Below are 11,526 nucleotides of genomic sequence, written 5' to 3' on the forward strand. Positions count from 1 at the left end.
CCCTTACATAAACAGTTGAATACTGCGCAAAGCCGAGTCGCAGTTGACCAGGTCGACGCGTTTTTGCCGGATGCGCAGCTCCTGCCCCTGCGCGATCAATTCGTAGGTGGCCCAGCCGGCATACAGCGCCTGCTCGTCGATGCGCGTCTCTACGTAATGAAAGGCGGCGCGCACTGCATAGTGGCCTTGTTCGGGATTGTGCCAGGGATGCTGGGCTTCGATGGTGGGCTGCTGCAGCAGATGATGGCTGCGGCTTTTGGGTTGTTGCGAATAGGTGCGCTGGCCCGACAGCCGTTCGACCCTGATTTTCAGCAAAAGCGTGTCTTCATACATCAGCGACGCCTGCAGGCGCGCGTCGGTCTGGCCTGGGGTGAGCGGCATCCAGTAATGGCCGTCGTCGGTAAAGAGCGCGAGCCACGCGTCGAATTGCTGCTCGTCGAGCAGCCGTGCTTCGGCATAAACGAAGTCGATGAGTTGTTGAGGCTGGAACGGGCTCATGCGTGCTCCTTCATGCTGGCGGTGGTGAACCGTGCCCAGGCTTGATACTGATTGCGCATTTGCCATTCGCTCGTGCCGTTGACGGCTTCGTTTTTGCGCTCCGGTTCGGTCGGTTCGTAAAGGCGCGCCACGTTGACCCAGTCGCGGCCGCGTGAATGCAGCCCGCGCTGCGAGCGCTGGTAGACCTCGTGATCGTCGTGGCCGACCACCGAGGTGGGCGCATTGATCAGGCGGTTGTACATCAGCGTGCGCTCAAGCAGCAGGTCCGGTGCGCCCACCAGGCGGAAAGTCCAGGATTCGACCAGCGTCCGGTTGGCCGCCAGCGGCTTGAAGAGGCGCAGGGTTTGAATTGGCCCCTTGACCATGATGTTGGGAAAGTAGATGGTGTTGTGGCGCGTGTCGGCCAGGATTTGGTGGGCGCGCTCTTCGCCGTAGGCGGCGACCATGGCCTCCATGTAGCCCGGCACGGACGAATAGGCGGCGTGGATCGAGTTGTGCACGCCCGTATGGCCGTGGCCGTTTTCCCAGACGCGGATGCCCATTCCTTCAAAAAATTCGTAGGGCGAAATAAAAGGCGCGAACTGTTCCACCGCCATCGGTTTGGGCGTGCCCTCGGGGGCATCTTCCCAGACCCGCACTGCCGTGCCGGCCGACGATTCGTGCGCCACCATCGGGTGACAGGTATCGGTCTGGTTGTCGACCAGCATTTTCCAGTTGCAGTCGTGCAGATAGCGCAGCACGCCGCCGGCCACTTCTAGCCGGCCCTCGGGTGATCGATCGACCATGTTGTCGATGGTCGAGAGCGATTCACCGAAGAATTCCTCGAACGAAAGCCCCTCGGGGTTCAGGCGGCAAAAAATGAAATCCCGATAATCGCGCACATTTTCAACCGGCGCCATGCCGTGGCTGGCCTCGCACTGCTGCAGGACGGCCGAATCGTAGCCTTTCTTGAGCGGTATCGAGAGCAGCGCGCCGTCGGTCTTGAAGGTCCAGGCATGATAGGGACAGCGAAAAAATTTGCCCGTGTTGCCGCAGGTGTCGCCGGCCACCATCACACCCTTGTGCGGGCAGCGGTTGTGCAAAACGCGCACCGTCTTGTCGGTGTGCCTGACCATGATCACGGGCTGATCGCCGATCGTCGTGGTGATGAAGTCGCCCGCGTTGGGGACCTGGCTGCCGTGGCCGACGTACACCCAGGTGTTGGCAAACAGGTGCTCCATTTCCAGGGCGAAGATCTCCTCATCGATGAACAGGTCTTTGTGGACTTCGGCGGGGCGCACCAGCGCCTGGACGGCCGTGGGGTTGTTGCGATAACTCATGGAGGTCACCTATAGATCCAGAACCAGACGCGCCGAGTGGCTGCGGGAGATGCAGATTTGCATGACCTGGCCGCCGGCCCGTTCGTCATCGGAGAGGTAATAGTCGCGATGGTCGGGCGTGCCTTCCAGAACGGTTGCCTGGCACACGCCGCATTCGCCGCGCCTGCAATCGAAGAGCGGGTCGCAGCCTGCGTCTTCAAGGACTTCAAGTATGGTTTTGTCGGGCGGGACAAGCAATGTCCGGCCCGATTGGCGCAGCTCCACCTCGAAGGCCTGGTCCCCCGCCTGTGGCGCGGCATTGGCAAACAATTCGAAATGCACGTGCGAGTGCGGCCAATGTTTTCCGTGGGACTGTTCGATTACCGCGTCGATCAGCCCTTTCGGCCCGCAGACGTATAAATGCTGTTCGGGCGTGAGCGGGGTAAGCAAGGCGGGCAGTGGCAGAAGGGTGGCCGCATCGTCATCGGCATGGAGGCGCAAGGCGCTGCCATGCTGTGCGGCGAGTTCGCGCACAAAGCTCATCTGGTCGCGGCTGCGCCCGTAATAATGAAGCTCGTAGAGCCGTTGTTGCAACCTGAGCGTAGCCGCCATGGAGGCTACCGGGGTAATGCCGATGCCGCCGGCGATCAGGATGATGGGGTCTTCGTTCGCCTCTGGAGCATGCAGCGGAAAGTCGTTTTTGGGCCCTTCCACGTCAAGCGTGTCACCCACTTTGAGCTGATGCATGTATTGCGACCCACCGGTGCTGGGGTCCTCGATACGTACGCCCAGCCTGTAGGCCGTGGGGGCCTCGAACAGAAGGCGATCGGTTTCCAGGCAGACCAGCGAATAACAGCGCGGCTCTTGTTTTCCGGGGATATGGATTTTCAGATGCGACCCGGCGGTAAAGGCGGGCAATGCCTCTCCGCCCGGCGATGTCAGGACAAGGGATCGAATGAGCGGCGTTTCGATCTGTACGGCCGATACGGTAAGGGTCAGGGCGGTCACGACAGGGAGCCTAGAAGTTGGTCGAGGTGGCTGCCCTGGTCATCGTCAGCCAGGGCGGCCGTGCGTAATTTGGCCAGCCGCGCCGCAGCGTCGGGCTGGCCCAGCAAATGACTGGCTGCCAGGGTCAGACGTTGGTATTTGCTGGTGCCGCGGGCATGAGTGTCGCTATAGCCTTTGACCAGCCGGCGGCAGTTCACCACTTCGACCGCCAGGTCGTAATCATGATGCGCCGTATCGGAAATAAGCTTGAGCCAGTGGTTCAGGCTGGCGGCTTCGATCTGGTGGCGCAGCGTGCTGCGCCGCAAACGGCGCATGCCCGAAAGCGCATACAGCATCAGGAAGCCGCTTAGGGTGCCGCTTTGCAGGAATCGCCCCTTGCGGCAAAAGCGGCCGATGAAGTGGCTCAGCCCTTTGGAATTTTCGATACGCCTTCCCAGAAACGCAGGCAGGGTGCCGCAGATTTCGGCAACTTGCGGGTTCATGTACTCGGTGGTGTAGACCAACTGGTCGTCGCGTGCGCCCACTTCCTGGCGTACACGCTCAAAGCGTGAGCCACGGGTTTTCAGGTCGGCCACGCGTATTACGTCGTCGTAGGCCATGGCCACGGCCACATAACGCGCGGCGGCCGAGGTGAGCTCCCATGACTTGGCCGCGCCGCCGAATTGCGCATCGAGCTTGCAAAGATCGCGCATGTGTTCCAGATATTCTTTGCCATAGCGCAGGTCCTGAAATTCCAGTGCACGGCGCAAGCCCGCCACCAGCATGGGCTGGGCTTGTGCCGGAAAATTTTGCTTGATATCCTCCAGCAACTGGCGCACCTTGGGGTGCGCCGCAGTGGCCGGCACGGTGGGAACCGGGCGGCGCGTATCGATGCGCGCCGGCGCCTGGGGCGCCTGCGCGGCCGCCTCCAGACCGGCGGCGAAGGCCTTCAGGCTGGCGTTGACGCCTACGCCGGCGCGGCGAATAGTGGCTTCGTAATCCTCGCGCGTAAACGGCAAGGCGCCGCTGCCTGCAATGGCGCCAAACAGGCTCGCGCTGATGACGCTGCCGGCCTGGTCGGCCAGGGCTTGCAGGTCGAAACACAGGAACCGCTTGGCCGTTTCTTTGCCCGCTTCGATGACCTTGTTGGGGTCGGCGATGCCGTCGCCGCGCGCCGATTTTTCGCCGATCGCATAACTGCGGTGAGAAGACGATATAAGCACGGTGCGCTCGGGCGTGACCAGGCCTCGATAAATGGCGCGCCCGCCCTCCATGAGTTCGGCCGCAATCACCAGATCCACATCGCCCGGGGTCGCCATCATGGCCAGCGTGGGTGGGCTGCCGGCCGCTTGCACGGCCGATTCGGGCAAGAGCTCCAGATAATAAATGGTCGCGCCGGTGCGCTGCGCAACGCCGGGGACCGAGGTGGTCTGCGCCCACCAGTGGGCCTGCTCGGCCATATCGACGATCCAGTCGGCCAGCACGCCGCCGCCTTGGCCTCCCATGGCCAGGATGGCGATCTTGATGGGCGTGCCGGCATGAAACACAGTGCTCATGTCTGTCGCCTACAAGGAATATTGGCGCAAGTGGGCGGCGCGCCGCCCTTGCAGGAAGCCGATGACGCGTGTGCGCATTCGGGCCTTGAACTGGTCCCAGCGGCTGGGGTTGTGCACGATGTCGGCCCGGTAAAACGAGGGGCAAAGCACCGCGGCGTGCGACACTTCGCCGCAATGGCCGCAGCCCACGCAGCTGTTGTCGACATGGGCGATGGGGTCTTCGCGCAGCGGATCGGCGCTTTCCTTTACCGTGAGCGATGGGCAGCCCGAAAGCCGTATGCAGGCGTGGTCGCCGGTGCACACATCGGGGTCGACGCCGAAGCGCTCTTTAACCATGCGCTTGCCTTCTTTCACGGCCTTGTTGAACAAGGGCCTGACCCGGCGCTGCTTGTTCAGCATGCACTCGGATTGGGCGATGATGACCTTGGGGCCGGATTCGGGCGTGGTCAATGCCTCTTCAATGGTGGCGCGCATTTTGCCGACATCGTAGGTGTGGTCGATGGTGCGGATCCACTTGACCCCGACGCCGCGCACCGCGTTTTCGATGGGGTTGTTGGTGGATCGGCGGGCGTTCTCCGCGCGCGACGACAAAACGTCTTGGCCCCCGGTGGCAGCCGAGTAAAAGTTATCGACAATGACGATGACGCCGTCATGTTTGTTGAAGACCGCGTTGCCTATGCCCGAAGCCAGGCCGTTGTGCCAGAAGCCGCCGTCGCCCATGAAGGAGATGGGCCGTTTGGAAGACGGCGTGTTGAAGGCCGCTGTGCTCGATGCGCCCAGGCCGTAGCCCATGGTGGTGGCGCCCAGATTGAAGGGCGGCAGAATTGAAAACAGGTGGCAGCCGATGTCGCAGGCAATGTGGTGTTCGCCCAATGTTTCCTGCGCCAGGGTCAACGCCGAGAAAATGGGCCGTTCGGGGCAGCCGGTGCAAAAGCCCGCGGGCCGGGGCGGCACGATATCGGCCAGCTCTTTGGCATGGCGCTGGAAAGTAATGGCTTGTTCTTTAACGGGCCGTGCCACCTGGCTGATTTCCATTTGAGGGGGCGGCGGTTCCGGCATGGCATCGATTTTCGGCAGGACATCAGGGCGGTGGCGGGCAAAGAAACTTTGCAGGCCGTCGCGCATGGCGGCGGTGGTGTACTCGCCGGCAACGGGCAACAGGTCCTTACCCGACAGCACGGTGGCGATGCCCGCATGGCGCAAAATGGTGTTCAGATTTTGCTCCAGGTAATTGGGTTGGCCTTCTTCGAGCAGCAGCACCGCTTTTTTATCCCGGCAGAAATCGTTGATTTCATCGTCGATCACCGGGTAGGTGACGTTCATGACATATAGCGGGATACGGCTATTGCCGAAGTGATCGGCCAGGCCCAGCAGTTGCAGCGCGCGCATCACGCCGTTGTACAGGCCCCCCTGCAGGATCAGACCCAGATCCGCGACCTCGCCTGCGAAAAATTCGTTGAGTTTTTTCTCTTTGATGAACTTGACGGCGGCCGGCCAGCGAGTCTTGATTTTTTCTTGTTCATGCAGAAACGATGCGGGAGGCAACACAATGCGATCGACATCCCGCGCAGGGTTTTCCAGCGCATCCTTCAGGCTGACGGCGGGCCGCCGGTTGTCTTTGGCGGTAAAGCGGCCGTGCACGTGGCAGCCGCGAATGCGCAACTGCAGGATGACAGGCGTGTTGCTGGCTTCGGAGAGCTGGAAGCCGTCCTCCACGGCTTTGACCATGCTCTCCAGATTGGGGCGCGGGTCCAGCAGCCAGATTTGCGACTTCATGGCAAAGGCGTGGGTGCGTTCCTGCATGATCGAGGAGCCTTCGCCGTAGTCTTCGCCCACGATCACCAGCGCCCCGCCCGTCACCCCGCCCGAGGCCAGGTTGGCCAGCGCATCCGAGGCCACGTTGGTGCCCACGGTGGATTTCCAGGTGACGGCGCCGCGTATCGGATACATGACCGAAGCCGCCAGGCTGGCCGCCGCGGCGGCTTCGGAAGCGCTGGCTTCGAAGTGCACGCCCAGTTCTTCGAGGATGTCCTGGGCATCGGCCAGCACATCCATCAGGTGGGAGATGGGCGAACCCTGGTAGCCCGCCACGTATGCCACGCCGGATTGCAGCAGACCCTTGGTGACGGCCAGGATGCCTTCTCCGCGAAACTCGGCGCCCGCGCCGATGCGTAGTTGCTGAACTTCTTTTTTAAATGAACGTTCGGCCATGGTTCCTCCTGGGCGCGCCCATGTCGCACGGGCGGTTTTTAAATACTTTAGGGTTGAAGCACCGGCTTGTCAATTAAAAACATGAAAATTCATGTATATGCAAAATTTAATAGTGATAACAGTCATTTGAATATCCGTGCAAACCATTATATTGACGTGGAAAGGCGCATCGGCTACGATTTTTTGCTGCAGCAAGGATACTTTCATGGCGACCCAAGAGCCGACTCGTTTTGTACATCGCTATCTGGCTTCGGTGCTGGCCCGGGCGAGCCATCGTATTTCGGCCGAATTTCACGTCGAGGTCAAAAAGGCGGGCCTGACCGTGACCGAATGGCGCGTGCTGGGCAGCCTTATCGAGGGAGAGGGTGAAACCGTGGGCGATCTGGCCGAGCTGGCGGTAACCAAACAACCTACGCTTAGCAAGGTGTTGCCGCGGCTTGCCGCCCAGGGCTATGTCACCATGCAAAGCATGCGGGCCGACCGGCGCCAGACCCTGGTTCGAATTACCCCCAAGGGCACCCGGCTGATTCGTGGTTTGTGCGACCGCGCCATGCAGCACCAGCAGCGCGTGCTTGAAAAGCTCGATGGCGACCACGCCGATCGCCTGGTCGCCATGCTGCGCGCCATCATCGCCCCCTGATCCTGACAAAACGGAACTTTTACACCCGTAGGCCGTCTTAATATTGGCACTCTCGCTGCCAGAGTGCTAACATGGAAACCGTGCTTATTCTTCTTGAAGGGTCTGCTGCCTGATGACACAAAATTCACAGTCGTTGGCTTTGTCCAACAACGCCTTGGCCATGGCCATCTCCAATCCTGGCGCTCTGGGTACGATCGAGGCCTATATTGCGGCCGTCAACCGCGTGCCTCTGCTTACCCAGGAGCAAGAAACGGAGCTGGGCCGACGCTTGCGCGACGACGCCGATCTGGGCGCGGCGCGCCAGCTGATTATTTCGCATTTGCGCCTGGTGGTATCCGTGGCGCGCCAGTACCTGGGGTATGGTTTGGCGCACGCCGACCTGATTCAGGAAGGCAATGTGGGCCTGATGAAGGCTGTAAAGCGCTTTGACCCCGACCGGGGAGTGCGCCTGGTGTCGTTTGCCGTGCACTGGATAAAAGCCGAAATCCACGAATATGTCGTACGTAACTGGCGTATGGTGAAAGTGGCCACGACCAAGGCTCAGCGCAAACTGTTCTTTAATTTGCGCAGGATGCGTCCCGACGGCCAGACGCTTGATCCCGACCAGGTTAGTGCGATTGCGCAAGAGCTGAATGTGCGGCCCGAAGACGTCAGCGAAATGGAAGTGCGCCTGTCCGGCAGAGAGATGGCCTTAGATAGCCAAAGCGACGATGACGACGCCTATGCGCCCATTGCCTACCTGTCCGATGAGGGCCAGCAGGAGCCCTCCAGGGTGCTCGAGCGCCGTGCGCACGATGCCCTGCAAGGCCCTGGCCTGATTGCCGCCCTTGACGGCCTGGACGCACGCTCGCGGCGCATCGTCCAAGCGCGCTGGCTGCAGGACGAAGGCGGTGCGACCTTGCACGAACTGGCCGCCGAGCTGGGCGTTTCGGCCGAGCGAGTGCGGCAGATTGAAGTGGCCGCATTCAAGAAAATGCGGGTGGCGCTGGCGGCTTAAGCCGCCAGCCGTGTTTTAAGGCTGTTTTCGAGTTATCTGCGTTAGACATATTTTGATACAAGGTCGCCATGCAAAATGGCGAACTAATTAAAGCTCAGCCGGACTAATCCCCATAGACCGCGAATTTGGCACCCGTTGCCGGGTTCAGGCTCTTGTCGTCCGTTTCGGCTTCTCCTCTTTTCCCCTCCCTTTTGAAACGGATGTTCCCGGGACTCGCCTCGAGTCCCTTTTTTTTGCCTGCGTGATTTTGGGGATATCTTCACGTTATGTAGCGGCAGCCCTTGTGGCTGCCGTTTACGCAATAACCTGCACACTGTTTATCGAAAATGGCACCCACAAGGGGTGCTGCTACAAAAACGACCGCTACAAAAAAATCGCCATTGCAAAAAATATCCCCGCTACAAAAAAATATCGCCGCGGCAAAAAAATTGGCCAAAAACCCGCTATCCTAAGTCTCAGGCGATGGACCGCTACAGGAGCGTGCGGTCGGGCCGCTGGCGCATGACTTAAGGGATCGAATCATGCAGATAGGGTTTTGGGTATTCGGATTATCGGGCTTGCTGGCGCTGGTGTGCTTCATGCCGCCGCTGGCCGGCCGGCTGCGCCTGCCTTATTCGGTATTGCTGGCCATTGTGGGATTTGCCCTGGGCCTAGTGGTCCACGTCCATGCCTGGGCGCCGATTGTGATGTCCGATTTTCTCGATTCACTGCAGAATTTCCAGGTCTCGTCCGAGACTTTCCTGTTCGTATTCTTGCCGGTATTGCTGTTCGAGACCTCTATGGCGCTCAACGTACGGCGGCTGCTCGACGATCTGGGCCCCATTCTGATGATGGCGGTGGTGGCCGTCGTGGTGTGCACCATGGCCGTGGGTTTTTCGATCAGCGCGATCTCTCATTACAGCCTCATTGTGTGCCTGATGCTGGGCGCCATTGTCGCCACGACCGATCCGGCCGCGGTCGTGGGGGTGTTTCGCGAGGTCGGGGCGCCTAAACGCCTGACCACGCTGGTCGAAGGCGAGTCGCTGTTCAACGATGCCGCGTCGATTGCGCTTTATTCCGTATTGCTCTCCACGCTTTATAGCGGCGACGATATCTCGGTGGGTACGGTACTCGGGGGCTTCCTGGTCAGTTTTGTCGGCGGCGCCGCCGTCGGTTTCCTGATGGGGCGCCTGGCCTGCTGGCTGATCATGTGGCTGCGAGGCTGGCCTGCGGCGGAGGTGACGCTGACCGTCGCCGTGGCCTACCTGACCTTTTTTATTTCGGAACATTATTTTGGCGTGTCCGGCGTGGTGGCAACGGTCATTGCCGGCCTGGTCGTAGGGTCGGTCGGCCGCACCCGCATGTCACCCACCACGTTCGAGCAGATGGCCAGCGCCTGGTCCCAGTTCGGCTTCTGGGCCAACTCGCTGATTTTCGTCTTCGCCGCCATGCTGATTCCGCGCATGATGGCCGAGGCGACCTGGAAGCAGGTTTTGCTGGTGCTGCTATTGTTTCTGGTCGCGCTGGCTTCGCGCGCTGTCATGGTGTTTGGCGTCGTGCCCCTTTTGAGTCTGACGCGTTTTGGCACCCGGGTCAGCCGATCTTTCCGTATTGTCATGTGGTGGGGGGGCTTGCGCGGTGCGGTGTCCCTGGCCCTGGCGTTGGCGGTGACCGAGCAATCCAATGTGCCCCACGATGTACGGCAGTTTGTGGCCGTAGCCACCACCGGTTTCGTGCTGATGACCCTGTTCATCAACGGCATCAGCCTGCGCCCGCTCATCCGCCGCCTGCACCTCAATCAACTCTCGTCGATCGAGCGCACCATTCGCAACCAGGCCCAGGTAGTGGCTCTGGAAGATCTGCGTGATAAAACCGACGAGATCGCTCGTAAAGAACATATAGGCGACGACGTGCAGTCCCGTATCCGTGCCGTGTTCGATGCCAGCCTGACGAGCGTGGATGATGCGCAGGTGCGTCAGTTGTCGCACGCCGAAAAAGTAGCGGTGGGTTTGGCGATTGTTGCCGCGCGTGAAGAGGAGCTGTTTTTTGATGGACTCAAGGCGCAAATTGTCGACTGGCGCATGGCCGAGTCCCTGCTGGCGCGGGCCGAGCGCATGAGCGATGCGGTGCGGGCCGGTGGTTTAGCGGGCTTTGAATCCGCCATTGCGGCCGATTTGCGTTATTCGACTGCATTTCGCTGGTCTTTGCGCATGCACACGATTTTCGGTTCTCAGCGCTGGCTGGCCAACGAGCTGGCGCATCGTTTCATGAATCTGATGAGCAAGCGTTCGGTCGCCCGGGAACTGATTCAGTTTGCGCAGATTGAAATTCCCCCCTTGCTGGGCGAAGAGGCCACCACCGCGATTGTGCAGGCTCATCGACAACGTCTGGTTCAACTTGAAAGCGCCATGGGGGCGCTTAACCTGCAATATCCGTCGTTTGCGATGTGGCTGCAGGAATCCTATTTGGGACGCATTGCGCGTTCCCTTGAAAACATGCGCTATCGCGATATGTTGTCGCAGTCTCTGATCAGTGGCGAGGTGTACGCCGATCTGGTCCGGCAGATCGGCCATCGATGGGAGCATGTCGAGACCCGCCCGGCGCTCGATATCGCCATGAGCGCCAGCGATTTGATCAAGCGGGTGCCTTTGTTCGAAGGCTTGTCTCCCGAAGCGCTTGCGGCCCTTAGCAAGCTTCTGAAGCCGCGGCTGGCCGTACCCGATCAGCCCATCAGCATCTCGACGGGCCGTTTACGCGCCATGTACTTTGTAGCCTCGGGCGCGGTGTCCATCGATCTGCCCGACGGTACGACCATAGAACTGGGCACCGGTGAGTTTTTTGGCGAAATATCGCTTATCTCCGGTCAGGACTTTGTCGTGCGCGCGCAGTCCCTGGGTTATAGCCGGTTACTGATGTTGCCGGGCCGCGACTTTGACGGACTGCTGGCGCGTGACCAGACGCTGCGTGAAACGATCGAGGCCGTTGCCAAGCAGCGTTTGCGGGCCCTGACCGTCTGGCAGGAGTTCCAGTCGGGCGCGCGCCAGTACGAGCCGCTGCCGGACATGCCGCCTGCGCAAGGGCCTGGCGCGCCCCCAGGCCCCTCGGGCGTTAGCGCTTAAAGCAGGCTAGAGCGTTTTTGGTCAAACGGTATACGGCACAGGATGTTTGGGTATTTGAAGACGCCGTCTATGGGGGCCGGGGCGGGGCCGGCGTAAGGCGTGCTCCGGATGCTGACGAAGGGAAGGCGGGGGCTGTCGGCGGGCCATGTTTGAGATTCTATAGTTTTAATCAAGCCTTTTTCAGTAAAAAACGATTTAAATCGAACGGCTTTTGGCTACGCCATAGGGCAAAAGCGATACT

8 protein-coding genes are annotated in these 11,526 nt (G+C 60.5%); 3 read left to right on the top strand and 5 right to left on the bottom strand.

Annotation, left to right across the window (positions count from 1 at the left end; all coding sequences use genetic code 11):
- Window positions 1-3: 3 nt before the first annotated feature.
- Genes EDC26_RS18145 through EDC26_RS18165 form a run of 5 tightly spaced genes read right to left on the bottom strand, consistent with a single transcriptional unit; the run spans window position 4 to window position 6,550 of the window.
- Window positions 4-498 carry an aromatic-ring-hydroxylating dioxygenase subunit beta gene (locus tag EDC26_RS18145; protein WP_132585401.1) on the bottom strand — a complete coding sequence of 165 codons (495 nt, stop codon included), beginning with the start codon at window positions 496-498 and terminating at the stop codon, window positions 4-6.
- The gene (locus tag EDC26_RS18150; RefSeq protein ID WP_132585404.1) at window positions 495-1,817 is read right to left on the bottom strand and encodes an aromatic ring-hydroxylating dioxygenase subunit alpha; all 1,323 of its coding nucleotides are present in this window, start codon (window positions 1,815-1,817) and stop codon (window positions 495-497) included. Before EDC26_RS18150 ends, EDC26_RS18145 begins: the two co-directional genes overlap by 4 nt.
- Before the next feature lie 9 nt (window positions 1,818-1,826).
- Window positions 1,827-2,804: a PDR/VanB family oxidoreductase gene (locus tag EDC26_RS18155; RefSeq protein ID WP_132585407.1), complete on the bottom strand. Its 978-nt coding sequence runs from the start codon at window positions 2,802-2,804 to the stop codon at window positions 1,827-1,829.
- Window positions 2,801-4,339 (bottom strand): indolepyruvate oxidoreductase subunit beta family protein, encoded by a 1,539-nt coding sequence (locus EDC26_RS18160; RefSeq protein WP_132585410.1) that lies wholly within the window; start codon window positions 4,337-4,339, stop codon window positions 2,801-2,803. The genes EDC26_RS18155 and EDC26_RS18160 overlap by 4 nt, the downstream gene beginning before the upstream one ends.
- 9 nt (window positions 4,340-4,348) lie before the next feature.
- Window positions 4,349-6,550 carry an indolepyruvate ferredoxin oxidoreductase subunit alpha gene (locus EDC26_RS18165; protein WP_132585413.1) on the bottom strand — a complete coding sequence of 734 codons (2,202 nt, stop codon included), beginning with the start codon at window positions 6,548-6,550 and terminating at the stop codon, window positions 4,349-4,351.
- A gap of 205 nt (window positions 6,551-6,755) precedes the next feature.
- Between EDC26_RS18165 and EDC26_RS18170 the strand changes: the two genes are divergently transcribed.
- From EDC26_RS18170 to EDC26_RS18180, 3 genes are all read left to right on the top strand, one after another.
- A complete protein-coding gene (locus tag EDC26_RS18170; protein WP_132585416.1) occupies window positions 6,756-7,190 on the top strand; it encodes a MarR family winged helix-turn-helix transcriptional regulator in 435 nt (144 codons plus the stop codon).
- Between the two features lie 112 nt (window positions 7,191-7,302).
- Complete coding sequence (gene rpoH, locus EDC26_RS18175) at window positions 7,303-8,187, top strand: RNA polymerase sigma factor RpoH (RefSeq protein ID WP_132585419.1); 885 nt, start codon at window positions 7,303-7,305, stop codon at window positions 8,185-8,187.
- Between the two features lie 521 nt (window positions 8,188-8,708).
- The gene (locus EDC26_RS18180; protein ID WP_132585422.1) at window positions 8,709-11,285 is read left to right on the top strand and encodes a cation:proton antiporter domain-containing protein; all 2,577 of its coding nucleotides are present in this window, start codon (window positions 8,709-8,711) and stop codon (window positions 11,283-11,285) included.
- The last annotated feature ends 241 nt before the right edge of the window (window positions 11,286-11,526 follow it).

Source organism: Paralcaligenes ureilyticus, from assembly GCF_004346225.1.
Classification (GTDB): Bacteria; Pseudomonadota; Gammaproteobacteria; order Burkholderiales; family Burkholderiaceae_B; genus Paralcaligenes; species Paralcaligenes ureilyticus.

What these genes read in the sequence shown, in the direction of transcription:
- EDC26_RS18145 (WP_132585401.1), bottom strand. Translation starts at nt 498, where the DNA reads ATGAGCCCGTTCCAGCCTCAACAACTCATCGACTTCGTTTATGCCGAA.
- EDC26_RS18150 (WP_132585404.1), bottom strand. Translation starts at nt 1,817, where the DNA reads ATGAGTTATCGCAACAACCCCACGGCCGTCCAGGCGCTGGTGCGCCCC.
- EDC26_RS18160 (WP_132585410.1), bottom strand. Translation starts at nt 4,339, where the DNA reads ATGAGCACTGTGTTTCATGCCGGCACGCCCATCAAGATCGCCATCCTG.
- EDC26_RS18165 (WP_132585413.1), bottom strand. Translation starts at nt 6,550, where the DNA reads ATGGCCGAACGTTCATTTAAAAAAGAAGTTCAGCAACTACGCATCGGC.
- EDC26_RS18170 (WP_132585416.1), top strand. Translation starts at nt 6,756, where the DNA reads ATGGCGACCCAAGAGCCGACTCGTTTTGTACATCGCTATCTGGCTTCG.
- rpoH (WP_132585419.1), top strand. Translation starts at nt 7,303, where the DNA reads ATGACACAAAATTCACAGTCGTTGGCTTTGTCCAACAACGCCTTGGCC.
- EDC26_RS18180 (WP_132585422.1), top strand. Translation starts at nt 8,709, where the DNA reads ATGCAGATAGGGTTTTGGGTATTCGGATTATCGGGCTTGCTGGCGCTG.